The 14841-nt window shown below is 70.0% G+C and carries 12 protein-coding genes; 9 read left to right on the top strand and 3 right to left on the bottom strand.

Features of this window, described 5'->3' with window-relative positions:
• Nucleotides 1-133 precede the first annotated feature (133 nt).
• Together IE242_RS01240 and glxA are read left to right on the top strand one after the other, a co-directional pair.
• Nucleotides 134-2086: a glycosyltransferase family 2 protein gene (locus IE242_RS01240; protein ID WP_189854388.1), complete on the top strand. Its 1953-nt coding sequence runs from the start codon at nucleotides 134-136 to the stop codon at nucleotides 2084-2086.
• Nucleotides 2087-2089: 3 nt separating this feature from the next.
• Entirely contained in the window at nucleotides 2090-4060 is a 1971-nt protein-coding gene (gene glxA, locus IE242_RS01235) for a radical copper oxidase GlxA (protein ID WP_189854385.1), read from the top strand.
• A 5-nt stretch (nucleotides 4061-4065) separates the two neighbouring features.
• Here the strand turns inward: glxA and IE242_RS01230 are convergent, their stop codons facing one another.
• Complete coding sequence (locus tag IE242_RS01230) at nucleotides 4066-5079, bottom strand: glycoside hydrolase family 6 protein (RefSeq protein ID WP_189854383.1); 1014 nt, start codon at nucleotides 5077-5079, stop codon at nucleotides 4066-4068.
• A 248-nt stretch (nucleotides 5080-5327) separates the two neighbouring features.
• Between IE242_RS01230 and IE242_RS01225 the strand changes: the two genes are divergently transcribed.
• From IE242_RS01225 to icmA, 3 genes are all read left to right on the top strand, one after another.
• Nucleotides 5328-5837 carry a MarR family winged helix-turn-helix transcriptional regulator gene (locus IE242_RS01225; protein ID WP_189854381.1) on the top strand — a complete coding sequence of 170 codons (510 nt, stop codon included), beginning with the start codon at nucleotides 5328-5330 and terminating at the stop codon, nucleotides 5835-5837.
• A 66-nt stretch (nucleotides 5838-5903) separates the two neighbouring features.
• Nucleotides 5904-6242 carry a DUF3817 domain-containing protein gene (locus tag IE242_RS01220; RefSeq protein WP_189854379.1) on the top strand — a complete coding sequence of 113 codons (339 nt, stop codon included), beginning with the start codon at nucleotides 5904-5906 and terminating at the stop codon, nucleotides 6240-6242.
• A gap of 73 nt (nucleotides 6243-6315) precedes the next feature.
• A complete protein-coding gene (gene icmA / locus IE242_RS01215; protein WP_189854377.1) occupies nucleotides 6316-8016 on the top strand; it encodes a coenzyme B12-dependent isobutyryl-CoA mutase large subunit in 1701 nt (566 codons plus the stop codon).
• On the opposite strand, the gene IE242_RS01210 is transcribed toward icmA, so the two are convergent.
• Nucleotides 7992-8633, bottom strand: coding sequence for a TetR/AcrR family transcriptional regulator (locus tag IE242_RS01210; RefSeq protein WP_189854375.1), 642 nt, complete (start codon nucleotides 8631-8633; stop codon nucleotides 7992-7994). The two genes, icmA and IE242_RS01210, sit on opposite strands and share 25 nt — an antisense overlap.
• Nucleotides 8634-8903: 270 nt before the next feature.
• Here IE242_RS01210 and IE242_RS01205 point away from each other — a divergent pair, with 270 nt between their 5' ends.
• From IE242_RS01205 to IE242_RS01190, 4 genes are all read left to right on the top strand, one after another.
• Nucleotides 8904-9878 (top strand): tetratricopeptide repeat protein, encoded by a 975-nt coding sequence (locus tag IE242_RS01205; protein ID WP_189854373.1) that lies wholly within the window; start codon nucleotides 8904-8906, stop codon nucleotides 9876-9878.
• A gap of 635 nt (nucleotides 9879-10513) precedes the next feature.
• Nucleotides 10514-11152, top strand: coding sequence for a DUF6230 family protein (locus IE242_RS01200; RefSeq protein WP_189854372.1), 639 nt, complete (start codon nucleotides 10514-10516; stop codon nucleotides 11150-11152).
• A 140-nt stretch (nucleotides 11153-11292) separates the two neighbouring features.
• Nucleotides 11293-11841, top strand: coding sequence for a DUF6114 domain-containing protein (locus tag IE242_RS01195; protein ID WP_189854370.1), 549 nt, complete (start codon nucleotides 11293-11295; stop codon nucleotides 11839-11841).
• Nucleotides 11842-11878: 37 nt separating this feature from the next.
• On the top strand, nucleotides 11879-13213 hold the full coding sequence (locus IE242_RS01190; RefSeq protein WP_308436748.1) for a hypothetical protein: 1335 nt from the start codon (nucleotides 11879-11881) through the stop codon (nucleotides 13211-13213).
• Between the two features lie 119 nt (nucleotides 13214-13332).
• On the opposite strand, the gene pyk is transcribed toward IE242_RS01190, so the two are convergent.
• The gene (gene pyk / locus IE242_RS01185) at nucleotides 13333-14763 is read right to left on the bottom strand and encodes a pyruvate kinase (RefSeq protein WP_189854366.1); all 1431 of its coding nucleotides are present in this window, start codon (nucleotides 14761-14763) and stop codon (nucleotides 13333-13335) included.
• Between the last annotated feature and the right edge of the window lie 78 nt (nucleotides 14764-14841).

The following is a 14841-nucleotide window of genomic DNA, read 5'->3' as shown; positions in this document are numbered from 1 at the left end:
ACCCGCGAACCACCGCGGGAAGCAGGCAACTCCCACCTCATCGGACCTCCCCAGTTCGACACGCCCCCATTCGTCCACTTTCGTGGACACAACGCCTCGTTCGTTCACTTCCGATCGATCACTGGAGGGCGCTGTGCGGCCGGAGGGCTACGACTACGACACCCACAGCCGACTCGCCGGACCCCTCACGGAGCCGGGACCGTCGGGGTCGGCGTACCGGGTGCAGTACACCAAGCTCCTCTCGGGCGAGCCGCACCGAATACGCGCGGTCCTGCTCATGACCCTCGCCCCGCTCCTCACCGGCGCCCTCCTCGTCTACCTCGTCTGGCCGGCCCACTGGGTCGAACGCGAGGGCGGCGACGCCTGGCTCGTCGGCCTCGACGCCGCCATGCTCGTCTCCATCGCGCTCATCGAGCTCTTCATGCTCGTGAACGTCGTCTCCATCGCCCACGCCACGATGGTCGCCCGCGACCCCGTCCCCGTCGTCCCCCGCCCCGGCTCCCGCGTCGCCTTCCTCACCACGTACGTCCCGGGCAAGGAACCCCTCTCCATGGTCCGCGCCACCCTGGAGGGCGCCGTCCGCGTCCGCCACACCGGCCCCGGCGGCGTGCTCGACGTCTGGCTGCTCGACGAGGGCGACGACGACCGGGCGAAGGCCCTCTGCGTGGAACTCGGCGTCCGGCACTTCACCCGGCACGGCGTCCCGGAGTGGAACCGCGCCAAGGGCGTCCACAAGGCCCGCACCAAGCACGGCAACTACAACGCGTGGATCGCGATGCACGGCGACGACTACGACTTCTTCGCCTCCGTCGACACCGACCACGTCCCGCTCCCCGCCTTCCTGGAGCGGATGATGGGCTACTTCCGCGACCCGGACGTCGCGTTCGTCGTCGGCCCGCAGGTGTACGGCAACTACACCGCCCCCGTCACCAAGGCCGCGGAGTCCCAGCAGTTCCTCTTCCACGCCCTCATCCAGCGCGCGGGCAACCGCTACCGCGCCCCCATGTTCGTCGGCACCAACAACGTCGTCCGCATCGCCGCCGTCAAGCAGATCCGCGGCCTCCAGGAGTCCATCACCGAGGACATGGCCACCGGCTTCGAACTGCACCGGCACCGCAATCCGCGGACGGGCGGGCACTGGCGGTCCGTCTACACCCCGGACGTGCTGGCCGTCGGCGAGGGCCCCGCCTCCTGGACGGACTTCTTCACCCAGCAGACGCGCTGGTCGCGGGGCACGTACGAGACCCTCTTCCGGCAGTACTGGAAGGCGCCCTTCACCATGCCCCCGGGGCGGCTGTTCTCGTACACCCTGATGCTCGTCTACTACCCGATGACGGCCGTCAACTGGTTCCTGGGCATCCTCAGCTGCGTCCTGTTCCTGTGGTTCGGCGCCTCCGGCACCCAGGTGGCCGCGTCCGTCTGGCTGATGCTGTACAGCGACGCGGCCGCCCTCCAGGTCGGCCTCTACCTCTGGAACCGCCGGCACAACGTCTCCCCGCACGAACCGGAGGGCTCCGGCGGCCTCGCCGGCATGGCGATGTCCGCGCTCTCCGCGCCCGTCTACCTCAAGTCCCTCGGCGCCGCCCTCGTCCGCCGGCCCTGCCGTTTCGTGGTCACCCCGAAGGGCGGCGACGCGAGCCCGGACCGGCTGCTGACGTTCCGTATCCACCTGTTCTGGGCGGCGGTCCTCGTGTCCTCACTGATCGCGTCGTTCGTCCTGGGCCACAGCCATGTGGCGATGCGCACCTGGGCGGTCCTCGCGACGGCGATCTCCCTGGCGCCGGTGGTGGTGTGGGCCGTCACGACCCGGCGCGAGCGCCGGCAGAAACGGTCTTCCGCACCCGCCCCCGCACCCGCCCCCGCACGCGCCGCCCATGCCACGAGCATCGCCCCCTCACCCGCGACCACCACATGCTCACCCACCCCCGTGACGGCATCGGCCACCCCCGTCACGGCACGCACCACCCCCGTCACGTCTCCCACCACTGCCGTCACGGCTTCCACGGCGTCCACGGCCACCACGGCCTCGGCCACGACCACGATCACCGGCACCACCGTCTCCAGCACCACGACAGGAGGCAACTAGTCCATGACGTACCGACCCGCGCAGAAGACCAGGCAGAAGACCAAGAAGACCGTGCTGGGCATCGGCGGCGTCGCCCTGCTCGCCGGCCTCAACGCCCCGGCCGCGCTCGGCTTCGCGGAGCAGAAGTACTACGAGTGGAAGCTCGCGCAGCCTGGCTACCAGGCGAAGTACGGCTCCTGGACACAGGTCGACATCCCTGAGAAGTACCGCACGAACGCCATTCACGCCGCCCTGCTGCACACCGGCAAGGTGCTGATCATCGCGGGCTCGGGCAACGAGCAGAAGAAATTCGACGCGGGCTCCTTCGACACCGTCCTGTGGGACCCGGAGGCCGGCACCTTCAAGAAGGTTCCGACCCCGGAGGACTTCTTCTGCGCCGGACACGCCCAGCTCCCCGACGGCAGGCTCCTGGTGGCGGGCGGCACGGCCCGGTACGAGCTGCTCGACGGCGAGGTGGAGCGGGCCGGCGGCGGCATGCGGGTGAAGAACGAGAACCCCGGCAAGGCGGTGACCCTGAAGAAGGGGACCCGTTTCCGCTCGCCCTCGGGCACCGAGTACGTCAGCCGGTTCGACGTGACCGTGCCGAAGGCACAGCAGACCTCCGGCCCCGTCACGTACGACCGGGCGGGCGCCGCGCGGCCGGCGCGGACGAAGACCGTCGCCGGCGAGGCCCGCGTCTTCGTCGAGGCCGTCGACGAGGGACGCGGCCCGGTCGTCACCGGGCAGGCGCAGTACGAGATCGTCGGTCTGACGGGCAAGGACGCCGACAACACCTACGGCCTGGCCGAGAAGATCACCCTGGAGAAACAGGACTTCCAGGGGGTCAAGGCCGCGTACGAGTTCGATCCGGAGGCGGAGAGGTACATCCCCGTCGATCCGATGGACAAGGCCCGCTGGTACCCCACGCTGGTCGGGCTGGAGGACGGACGCGTCCTCGCCGTCTCGGGGCTCGACGACGTCGGCGTCGTGGACCCGGGCGACAACGAGATCTACGACCCGCGGACCAAGAAGTGGAAGCCCGGCCCCAAGCGGTACTTCCCGACCTACCCCGCCCTCTTCCTCACCAAGGGCGGCAAGCTCTTCTACCCGGCCTCCAACGCGGGATACGGCCCCGCCGACCAGGGCCGTGAACCGGGCCTGTGGGACCTGAGGAGCAACACGTTCACGAAGGTCCCGGGCCTGCGGGACCTCGACCAGACGGAGACATCCGCCTCCCTGCTGCTGCCGCCCGCCCAGGACCAGAAGGTGATGATCCTCGGCGGCGGAGGCGTCGGCGAGTCGAAGAAGTCGACTCCGCGCACGGCGGTCGTCGACCTGAAGAAGGAGGCCCCCGCGTTCGCGGACGGTCCCGACCTGCCCCAGGGCACCCGCTACCTGAACAGCGTGATCATGCCGGACGACACGGTGTTCACCAGCAACGGCTCCCGCGACTACCGCGGCCGCAGCGCCAGCAACATCCTCAAGGCCCAGTTCTACGACCCGCGGACGAACGCCTTCCGGGCGGCCGCCGCCCCCCGGGTCGGCCGCAACTACCACTCCGAGGCGCTGCTCCTGCCCGACGGCCGTGTCGCCACCTTCGGTTCCGACCCGCTCTTCGACGACCGGCAGAACACCAAGCTCGGCCACTTCGAGCAGCGCATGGAGATCTACACCCCGCCCGCCCTGCACCGCGACGGCGCGCGGCGCCCCGTCCTCGGCGACGGCCCCCGGGAGACCGACCGCAAGGGCCGCGCCACCTTCACCACCGACCGCCCGGAGCGGGTGGCGCGGGCCCGGCTGATGCGCCCGAGCGCGGTGACGCACTCCACGGACGTGGAACAGCGGTCCATCGCCCTCGGCCTCACCAGAACGCGTGACGCGATCACGGTCGAGGTGCCGCGGGACAGGACCCTGGTCCCGCCCGGCTGGTACATGCTCTTCGTGACGGACGCGCGGGGAACGCCGTCGGAGGCCAAGTGGATCCGGATCAGGTGACCGAGCTACGCCCGGGAGTTTCGCGCGAGCCCCAGCGCGTAGTCCGGCCACCACTGCCCGGCCGCCGGGCCGCCGCGGCACGGGCCGTCCGACTCACCGGGCCGCTTGATCCACAGATAGGCGTCGAGCACGGATTCGCCCGTGTCGGTCGTCGGGCGGGTGCCGAGGGCCCGGCCGGGCGGGTTGCACCAGGCCTCGCCGTGGTCGCCGCCGAGCGGCCCGTTGCCGTTGCGGCTGCTGTCGATGACGAAGTGCCGGCCGCCGAGCTGCCGGGAGAGGCTGAGGCCGTACGTCTTGGTGGCGGCGTCCGTCTGGAAGTTGGAGACGTTGAGGGAGAAGCCGTCCGCCGCGACGATGCCGGCCCGCTTCAGCGGCTCGACCAGCTTCCACGGCTCCTCGATCCAGTCCGGGTTGCCCGCGTCCAGGTACACCTTGGTGCGCGGCTGCCGCTTCAGCGTGGCGATCGCCTCGCTCAGCAGCCGCTCGCGCTCCGCGTGGTAAGCGGGCGGGGTGCAGCCGTCCACGATGTGGGCCACCGCGTCCGGCTCCAGGACGACGATCGCCTCGCTGTCGCCGATCGCGCCGGCGAACCTGCCGATCCAGTCACGGTAGGCGGCGGCGTCGGTCGCCCCGCCCGCCGAGTGCTGGCCGCAGTCGCGGTGCGGGATGTTGTACGCGACGAAGACCGCCGTACGGCCCTCCTGCGCCGCCGCCCGCGTGGCCGCGCCGATCGTCGGTTCCGGGTGGTCGCCGGCGGGCCAGAGCGCGGCCGGCTGGTCGGCGATCCGGCGCAGCAGCTCGGCGTCCGCCGTCCGGCCCTGCTGCCGCCACTCACGGATCTGCCGGGCCGCCGGACTCGCCGGGTCGACCCAGAACGGGGACCCGCTCCCAGGAGTGGCCCTCCGTACGGGCCGCTCGGTGGTGCCGCCGGCCGGAGGCGCCTCGCCGGGCCCGGACGAGCAGCCCGCCGCGAGTCCGAGCAGCGCCAGCGCCGCGAAGGTACGGATCAGCCGGGTCATGGTGCTCCCTCGGTTCCCGGGGCGGGATGGTGGCGAGTGGGTGACGGCCGGTGACGAGCGGTCGTCATCGTGGCACGGGGTGCCGGACCCACCCGCGTACGACACCGCGGGTGTCCGCCGGTCGGCATGCCCCTTCACCCGATGTCCGGAGCCCGCAAGACCCCTCGGGCGGCCGTTGTCCGACACCTTCGAGACCGAAAAGCGAGACAGGGCTGACCACCATATGACCGGCCGGTAGGGTCGTTGCCGTGCCGAAGCCGCTCTCTCTCACCTTCGATCCCATCGCCCGCGCCGACGAGCACTGGAAGCAGCGCTGGGGAAGTGTCCCGTCCATGTCGGCGATCACCTCGATCATGCGGGCGCAGCAGATCCTGCTCGCCGAGGTCGACGCGGTCGTCAAACCGTACGGACTGACCTTCGCGCGTTACGAGGCGCTGGTGCTGCTCACCTTCTCCAAGGCGGGCGAGCTGCCGATGTCCAAGATCGGCGAGCGGCTCATGGTGCACCCCACGTCGGTCACGAACACCGTGGACCGCCTGGTCAGGTCCGGGCTCGTCGACAAGCGGCCCAACCCCAACGACGGCCGCGGCACGCTCGCCTCCATCACCGACAAGGGCCGCGAGGTGTGCGAGGCGGCCACCCGGGAGCTGATGGCGATGGACTTCGGGCTCGGCGCGTACGACGCGGAGGAGTGCCGGGAGATCTTCGCGATGCTCCGGCCGCTGCGGGTGGCGGCGGGGGACTTCGCGGAGGAGTAGGGCGTCCGGTTGACGGGGCCGGGGGTGCGCGAAGATCGCGTGATATCGGCGGTTACGCTCGTACCCATGAAGAAGAGCGTGCTGACCCGCTACCGCGTCATGGCGTACGTCACCGGTGTGCTGCTGGTGCTGCTGACCCTCGGCATGATCGGCAAGTACCTGCTGGACATCGACGCGGCCACGGACTTCACCCGTGTCGTCAGCATCGCGCACGGCTGGCTGTACGTCGTCTATCTCGTCTTCGCCTTCGACCTGGGCTCCAAGGCGAAGTGGCCGGTCGCCAAGCAGCTCTGGGTACTGCTGGCGGGCACGATCCCCACGGCCGCGTTCTTTGTCGAGCGCAGGATCAGCCGCGAGCTCGAAGTCGAGGTCGCGGACGGCTCGCCCGTGGCCGCCAAGGCGTAACCGCCACCGCCGTGAGTTCTTCGCGGCGGTTGCCCATCGACTTTTACTAGGACGTCCTAGTAAATTTGAAGGTATGGACGCTGACGCCATCGAGGAGGGCCGCCGACGCTGGCAGGCCCGCTACGACGCCTCCCGCAAGCGGGAGGCCGACTTCACGACGCTCTCCGGTGACCCCGTGGAGCCGGTGTACGGTCCCCGCCCCGGGGACGCCTACGAGGGCTTCGAGCGGATCGGCTGGCCGGGGGAGTACCCCTTCACCCGCGGCCTGTATCCGACGGGCTACCGGGGCCGGACCTGGACCATCCGCCAGTTCGCCGGGTTCGGCAACGCCGAGCAGACCAACGAGCGGTACAAGATGATCCTCGAGGCGGGCGGCGGCGGCCTGTCCGTGGCGTTCGACATGCCGACGCTCATGGGCCGCGACTCCGACGACCCGCGCTCCCTCGGCGAGGTCGGGCACTGCGGGGTGGCGATCGACTCGGCGGCCGACATGGAGGTCCTGTTCAAGGACATCCCGCTGGGCGACGTCACGACCTCCATGACGATCAGCGGGCCGGCCGTCCCCGTCTTCTGCATGTACCTGGTGGCGGCCGAGCGGCAGGGCGTGGACCCGTCCGTCCTCAACGGCACCCTCCAGACGGACATTTTCAAGGAGTACATCGCCCAGAAGGAGTGGCTCTTCCAGCCAGAGCCGCACCTGCGCCTCATCGGCGACCTGATGGAGCACTGCGCCGCCGGCATCCCCGCCTACAAGCCCCTCTCCGTCTCCGGCTACCACATCCGCGAGGCCGGGGCGACGGCCGCGCAGGAGCTGGCGTACACGCTGGCGGACGGGTTCGGGTACGTGGAGCTGGGGCTGAGCCGCGGCTTGGACGTGGACGTCTTCGCGCCCGGCCTGTCCTTCTTCTTCGACGCGCACGTGGACTTCTTCGAGGAGATCGCCAAGTTCCGGGCGGCGCGCAGGATCTGGGCGCGGTGGATGCGGGACGTGTACGGGGCGCGCACGGACAAGGCGCAGTGGCTGCGTTTCCACACGCAGACCGCGGGTGTCTCGCTGACCGCGCAGCAGCCGTACAACAACGTGGTGCGTACGGCGGTGGAGGCCCTCGCGGCCGTACTGGGCGGCACGAACTCCCTGCACACCAATGCCCTGGACGAGACCCTCGCGCTGCCGAGCGAGCAGGCCGCGGAGATCGCGCTCCGCACCCAGCAGGTGCTGATGGAGGAGACCGGGGTCGCCAATGTGGCCGATCCGCTGGGCGGTTCGTGGTTCGTCGAGCAGCTGACGGACCGGATCGAGGCGGACGCGGAGAAGATCTTCGAGCAGATCAAGGAGCGAGGGCTGCGGGCGCACCCGGACGGGCGGCACCCCATCGGGCCCATCACCTCCGGCATCCTGCGCGGGATAGAGGACGGCTGGTTCACCGGCGAGATAGCCGAGTCGGCTTTCCGCTATCAGCAGTCCCTGGAGAAGGGCGACAAGAGGGTCGTCGGGGTGAACGTCCACCACGGGTCGGTCACCGGGGATCTGGAGATCCTGCGGGTCAGCCACGAGGTGGAGCGGGAGCAGGTGCGGGTGCTGGCCGAGCGGAAGGCGCGGCGGGACGACGCGGCCGTGCGGACCGCCCTGGAGGCGATGCTCGCGGCCGCGCGGGACGGTTCGAACACGATCGAGCCGATGCTGGACGCCGTACGGGCGGAGGCCACGCTGGGGGAGATCTGCGAGGCGCTGCGAGAGGAGTGGGGGGTCTACACGGAGCCCGCGGGGTTCTGAGCGGCCCCCGCGATTCCCAACAGCAGGACCTGGGTGAGGGAGACGGCCCAGTCGGCGTCGACCGGCTCCGAGCTCACCAGGGCGCGGTGCACCACCGCGCCCGCCACCAGATCGAAGATCAGGTCCACGGTGCGCGCCGCCGTCCGGGGGTCCTCCTCGTACGGCAGCTCGCCGCGCTCCTGCGCGCGGGCGCGCCCCTCGACCACCAGGCGCTTCTGCCGCTCGACGATCGAGGCGCGGATGCGCTCGCGCAGAACGTCGTCGCGGGCGGCCTCGGCGACCGCCCCCATCAGCCCGCTCCTGGCCTCCGGGCGATCCAGGATCGCCGCGAACTGGAGCACCACGCCCTCGACGTCGGCGGCCAGGCTGCCCCGGTCGGGGAGCTCGAGCTCGTCGAAGAGCTCCGCCACCGCGTCCACGACCAGTTCGTTCTTGCCCGCCCAGCGGCGGTACAGCGTCGTCTTGGCCACGCCCGCCCGGAACGCCACGTCGCTGAGCGTCAGCCGCGACCAGCCCAGTTCGACCAGCGCCGCGCGCGTCGCCGCCAGGATCGCCGCGTCCGCGGCGGCGCTGCGCGGACGGCCTGTGGCGCGGGGGGCGGGTGTGCGGCTCTGCATCCGACGACCATAACCGTCAATACATGAACTGTCGTTCACCTATATCAGTGAGGGAGATCACCTGGGGGCGCTTCCCCGCGGCTCGTCCGGACAGTTACGCTACGACCCGTAGCGAAAGCGAAAGCTTGAGCGACAACCACGGGCGCCGGGTGGGGATCCGGCGCCGCACATGACGCGGATCGACGGGCTCTGGGCGGGCTTTCGCCACACGGATCGACGGGCTTCCGTCACGCTTTTCACAAGCGCGCGTCGAGGGGGGAGGATAGGCGCATGCAGCCACGGAACATGTCCATGAGCGGAGTCGTCGACCTCGCCGCGGTGAAGGCGGCCCAGGAGGCCAAGGAGAAGGCGGAGCAGGCACGCGCCGAAGCGGCCCGGCAGGGTGGGGGCGGGGCGGTCTCCCCGGCCGACCTGGTGATCGACGTAGACGAGGCCGCGTTCGAGCGGGACGTCCTGCAACGCTCCACCGAGGTGCCCGTCGTCATCGACTTCTGGGCCGAGTGGTGTCAGCCCTGCAAGCAGCTCAGCCCGGTCCTGGAGCGGCTCGCCGTCGAGTACAACGGCCGCTTCGTCCTCGCCAAGATCGACGTCGACGCCAACCAGATGCTGATGCAGCAGTTCGGCGTCCAGGGCATCCCCGCGGTGTTCGCCGTCGTCGCCGGCCAGGCGCTGCCCCTCTTCCAGGGCGCCGCCCCGGAGACGCAGATCCGCGGCACCCTCGACCAGCTGATCCAGGTCGCCGAGCAGCGCTTCGGCCTCACCGGCCTGACGGTGGACCCGGACGCGCAGCCGGGCGAGGCGCCGGTGGCCCCGCAGGTCCCGGCCGGCCCGTACGACGCCCTGCTGGAGGCCGCGGTCCAGGCGCTGGACGCGGGTGACATGGGCGGCGCGATCCAGGCGTACCGGAACGTGCTGAGCGAGGACCCGGGCAACACGGAGGCGCAGCTGGGGCTCGCCCAGGCCGAGCTGCTCCAGCGGGTGCAGAGCGCGGACCCGCAGCAGGTGCGCAAGGCCGCCGCCGAGAACCCCACCGACGTCGAGGCGCAGATCGCGGCCGCCGATCTCGACCTCGTGGGCGGGCACGTGGAGGACGCGTTCGGGCGGCTGATCGAGACGGTGCAGCGCACCGCCGGGGACGACCGGGACACCGTACGGCTGCGGCTTCTGAAGCTGTTCGAGGTGGTGGGCGCCGAGGATCCGCGGGTGGCGGCGGCGCGGCGGGCGCTGGCGCGGGCGCTGTTCTGAGCCGTCCCGCGGTCTGGTTCCGGGGCGTCGCGTCCAGGGGGCCGGAGTGAAAGAAAAGGCGACAAAGTGACGAAGCGGCCGCGCTTTACCAAATCTTGGTAATCGCGGCCGCTGTTACTTGGAGTAAGTCGGAACCGTGGTTCCGTCAGGTTTCGTGCAGTAAAGCACCGTTTTGGCTTCCCGCTTGGTGCGACCGACGGTCGTCGGCCGGTGCTGGAGGGTCATCTTCCGGTTATCTCGCCGTTACTAGCGAGTAACGAACCCCCTTGCGGGGGCGGCGAAGATGCACCACGATCGGCCACGCTCGGTCAGTCCTCCCGTATCCCTTCAGCCAGTCGGGTCAACGGGTTTTCTGGTTCCCCACCGAGCAGAGGCGGCGCCGGCGGCGCCGGCTCTCGGACAGGGGGGTCTCCGCCCTCGGTGGAGCCTGTCCGGCAGGTTGTGCGTGATGTGCGTCAGGCGCGACCAGTGGTTGTCGCTCGGGGGTGATCGCCGGTGGATGGAGGCGCGGTTCGCGCCACCGGGTGCGGGCGCTCCCCTTCCCGAGGACGTAGCACTTCTCCCATCCCTGCCCGGTGAGCCGCCGTCAAGGGGCTGCCGAGGGGCAGGAGATGTACGTCCGAGAAGGAGGAAATATGGAGTCCCAGGTGCGTGGCGGGACTAGATGGAAGCGGTTCGCTGTGGTCATGGTGCCCAGCGTCGCCGCCACGGCAGCGATAGGTGTGGCTCTGGCCCAGGGCGCCCTCGCCGCGTCGTTCAGCGTCTCGGGCCAGTCGTTCAAGGTCGAGGCCGAAAAACTCGAAGGATGGGGCTTCTCCCAGTACGGGGCCATCGACGAGGGCTACACCCTCAAGGGTGACAAGGTCGAGCACCCGGTGGCCGTCTCCGCGTTCGAGAGGGCGAAGATCACCAACATGTGCCAGTCCGTGGTCACCCCGACGGGTATCCCGGGCCTCGAGTACGTCACCCTCAAGCTGACCGCCGGTACGGAAGGCACGAAGGTCAGCGCCAAGAACCTGTACATCGACGTCGAGAACCTCGAGGCCGACGCGACCTTCAGGCACATCGACATCGGTGTGGCGGCCCAGGACGCCAGCAAGGGTCCGGGCATGGCGGGCGGCGAGGAACGAGCGAACCCCTTCGGCTTCGCCCAGCAGGCCGACTATGCCGAACTGACCGGTGTCCAGCAGACGGCGTGGGCCACCACTGCCGGAACCTTCAAGCTCAGCGATCTGAAGATGTCGCTGCACAAGGGCATCAACGAGTGCTACTGAGCACCCTCGAGGCGGGTGAGGGGGCCCCGGCTTCTTCGCCCGCCCGTCTTTTCCCCGTAAGTATGTGAAATCCCGTACGTGGTCCGCGTACCCGCGCCCGTACGTGCATCGCAGCAAGCCGTCCCAGGGAGCTGTTGTCCATGAGCGCCGAGTCAACGGGGCAGAACGAGCACTATCTCCGCGTCTTCCGGCGGCGCTTCCGCGACTGGCGAGGCACTCGTCCCTTCTGGGCCGGGCTGTTCGTCATGTTCGGCGGCATCCCCATCGTGTATTTCCCGTACGCGAACCTGCAGATCGGTCATCTGACGCTGGCCATGCAGACGCAAGGAGGTGCGGGGGCCCTCATCATCGGCGTGCTGCTGATCACGCTGGGGTTCACCCTGTGGTTCCAGCGGCATGTACGGACCTTTGCGGGCGTCGCGGCGATCCTCCTGGCCTTGGTCTCCATTCCGGTGGCCAACCTCGGTGGTTTCGTGATCGGTTTCCTGCCGGCGTTGATCGGCGGAGCCCTGGCCGTGTCCTGGGCACCCGGGGTGGAGGAACAGCCGGTTGCCGCTACCGCGCCCAACGATGACGTGGCGTCGGAAACCGCGGTCGCGGGGGCCGCGAACGGGGTGAGCGGCGAGTTCGACGATCTGTCAGGTACCACCCCGAAAAACGGGACGAACGGGAGGGACAGTGCCGGCTGACGAGGAAACCGGCGGGGCCACGCGGGAGGAGTCCCGCGTGAGTTCCGGACCGCGCCACGCGGCGCTCCGGAAACCGCTGCTCGCGCGGCTGCAGGTTCCCGCGGGCAAGGCGATGGCCTTGGCGGCGATGCCGACGGCGGTACTCATGGGAATCGGGTTCGCACCGGCGCTCGCCCGGGCCGACGACAAGGCGACGACGACGAGGGACTGGACGGTCGAGGAGTACCAGGCCTGCGTCGAGGTGCTGGAGGCCGCCGAGGACGGCAAGGCCGACGAGAACGACCAGGACGACGACAAGGACACTGAGGCCACGGCGTCACCGTCGCCCTCCGCCTCCACTGAGGCCCCGGCGCCTGGCGGCGGCGAGGAGGAGCAGAACTCCTCCGACAAGCCCGCTACGGGCGACAACTCCCCCGGCAGCGGCTCTTCGGACGGCAGCGGCTCCCCGGACAACGGCTCTTCGTCGGATTCAGGTTCCGACGACGGGACCGGGTCGGGGACCGGGTCCTCGGAGGACACCGCCGACGCGAAGACCCAGGCCCCGGCCCTGCCCGACGCCGGTGACGTCCTCGGCACCATCGGCGACATAGGCAAGGGGCTCGGTGACGCGGTCGAGGACCTCCTCACGCCCGGCCAGAAGGAGTCCGCGAGCGCCACGCCGTCACCGTCCGCGTCGGCCTCCACCCCGGCCGACGAGGACACGCAGGACCAGGACGGCGGCAACACCGGGAAGGACGCGACGAAGGACACGGCCGGCCCCGCACCCGAGTCCGAGCCCGAGTCCGCCAAGTCCGACGAGCCCGCCGACGAAGCCACGGAGCCGAGCGACGACGCCACCGCCTCCTCCTCCCCGGCCGTCACCCCCAGCCCCTCCGAAAGCTCCACCGTCGACCCGGACGACTGCCCCGTCGCCACCGACGAGGAGGGCGGCCTGGAGGAGGGCATCCCCGCGCTGCCGGACGACCCCTGGTACCTGGACGCCAGCTCGCTGCTGCTCAAGGGGGCCAGGTACGAGGGCATCGTGAAGGTGAAGACGGCGAGCGGCACGGTCAAGGAGGTGCTGAAGTACGTCGTCACCAAGGGCACCGACATCGGCGATCTGCACCAGACCGTCGAGGACAAGCGGATCGGCAAGACGTATCACGTGCAGGCGGGCGAGGGCACGACGTCCACCATCCGTGACGGCGACACCGTCATGTACACGGAGTCGATCTCGGGGAAGCTGCTCGGGCTCATCCCGGTTACGTTCGATCCGGAGAACCCGCCGCCGCTGGACATCCCGATCATCTACTTCACCGATGTGCGGGTCGTCCAGGCGGGCCAGTTCGGCGGCACGCTGCACATCCCCGGGCTGCACCAGTACATCGACTGACCGATCAGCGCACAGACCCGTTCGGGAGCCGCACAACGGCGAGGGCGCCCCCTGGAACCCCAGGAGGCGCCCTCGTCACGTACGACGGTTCACAACCGACAACCGACAACCGGCAAACGTCAGGAGCGGGCGCCGCCGCCCAGGTGGTGCACCCGGACCATGTTGGTGGTGCCGGGGACGCCGGGCGGGGAACCGGCGGTGATGACCACGATGTCGCCCTCGTGGAACCGCTTCAGCTTCAGTACTTCCTGGTCCACCAGCTCGACCATCTCGTCGGTGCTGTTCACGAACGGCACGACGTGGGACTCCACGCCCCAGCTCAGGGAGAGCTGGTTGCGGGTGGACTCGTCCGTGGTGAAGGCGATGATCGGCTGGGCCGCGCGGTAGCGGGAGAGGCGGCGGGCGGTGTCACCGGACTTGGTGAAGGCGACCAGGCCCTTGCCGCCGAGGAAGTCGGCGATCTCGGCCGCGGCACGGGCGACCGAACCGCCCTGCGTGCGCGGCTTCTTGCCGGGGACGAGGGGCTGGAGGCCCTTGGAGAGCAGCTCCTCCTCGGCCGCGGCGACGATCTTCGACATGGTCTTGACCGTCTCGATCGGGTAGGCGCCGACCGAGGACTCCGCCGACAGCATGACCGCGTCCGCGCCGTCCAGGATCGCGTTGGCCACGTCGGAGGCCTCGGCGCGCGTGGGGCGGGAGTTGGTGATCATCGACTCCATCATCTGGGTGGCGACGATCACCGGCTTGGCGTTGCGGCGGCAGAGCTCGATCAGGCGCTTCTGCACCATGGGGACCTTCTCGAGCGGGTACTCGACGGCCAGGTCACCGCGCGCCACCATCACGCCGTCGAACGCCATCACGACGTCCTGCATGTTCTCGACGGCCTGCGGCTTCTCCACCTTGGCGATGACGGGGACGCGGCGGCCCACCTCGTCCATCACCTTGTGGACGTCCGCGACGTCGTCCGCGTCGCGCACGAACGACAGTGCCACCAGGTCGCAGCCCATGTTCAGGGCGAACTTCAGGTCCTCGACGTCCTTCTCGGACAGCGCGGGCACGTTGACGGCCGCGCCGGGCAGGTTGATGCCCTTGTGGTCGGAGACCACGCCGCCCTCGATGACGACCGTCTTCACCCGGGGGCCGTCGACCTCGACGACGCGCAGCTCGACGTTGCCGTCGTTGATGAGGACCTGGTCGCCCTTGGAGACGTCGCCCGGCAGGCCCTTGTACGTCGTTCCGCAGATGTGCTTGTCGCCCGGCACGTCCTCGGTCGTGATGACGAACTCGTCACCGCGCTCCAGCTCGACCGGACCCTCGGCGAAGGTCTCCAGTCGGATCTTCGGGCCCTGCAGGTCGGCGAGGACGCCGACGGCCTTGCCGGTCTCGGCCGAGGCGGCCCGGACGCGGTCGTACCGGCCCTGGTGCTCGGCGTGCGTGCCGTGGCTGAAGTTGAAGCGGGCCACGTTCATGCCCGCCTCGATCAGCGCGACGAGCTTGTCATGGGAGTCGACCGCGGGGCCGAGAGTACAGACGATTTTCGAACGGCGCATGGGGCGATCCTATCGGTTTGTTTCGCTACGGAATATTCCGTCTGGCGGAAGATACAAATGGGCGGGTATACGCTCAGG

The sequence above is a fragment of the Streptomyces poonensis genome (assembly GCF_014650915.1).
In the GTDB taxonomy this organism is placed as follows: domain Bacteria; phylum Actinomycetota; class Actinomycetes; order Streptomycetales; family Streptomycetaceae; genus Streptomyces; species Streptomyces poonensis.
This window is presented reverse-complemented; position numbering and strand designations above follow the sequence as displayed.

Bases quoted from the DNA above. Each gene is read 5' to 3' on its own strand.
- glxA (WP_189854385.1), top strand. From the start codon at position 2,090: ATGACGTACCGACCCGCGCAGAAGACCAGGCAGAAGACCAAGAAGACC.
- IE242_RS01230 (WP_189854383.1), bottom strand. From the start codon at position 5,079: ATGACCCGGCTGATCCGTACCTTCGCGGCGCTGGCGCTGCTCGGACTC.
- IE242_RS01220 (WP_189854379.1), top strand. From the start codon at position 5,904: ATGAAGAAGAGCGTGCTGACCCGCTACCGCGTCATGGCGTACGTCACC.
- icmA (WP_189854377.1), top strand. From the start codon at position 6,316: ATGGACGCTGACGCCATCGAGGAGGGCCGCCGACGCTGGCAGGCCCGC.
- IE242_RS01210 (WP_189854375.1), bottom strand. From the start codon at position 8,633: ATGCAGAGCCGCACACCCGCCCCCCGCGCCACAGGCCGTCCGCGCAGC.
- IE242_RS01205 (WP_189854373.1), top strand. From the start codon at position 8,904: ATGCAGCCACGGAACATGTCCATGAGCGGAGTCGTCGACCTCGCCGCG.
- IE242_RS01200 (WP_189854372.1), top strand. From the start codon at position 10,514: ATGGAGTCCCAGGTGCGTGGCGGGACTAGATGGAAGCGGTTCGCTGTG.
- IE242_RS01195 (WP_189854370.1), top strand. From the start codon at position 11,293: ATGAGCGCCGAGTCAACGGGGCAGAACGAGCACTATCTCCGCGTCTTC.
- pyk (WP_189854366.1), bottom strand. From the start codon at position 14,763: ATGCGCCGTTCGAAAATCGTCTGTACTCTCGGCCCCGCGGTCGACTCC.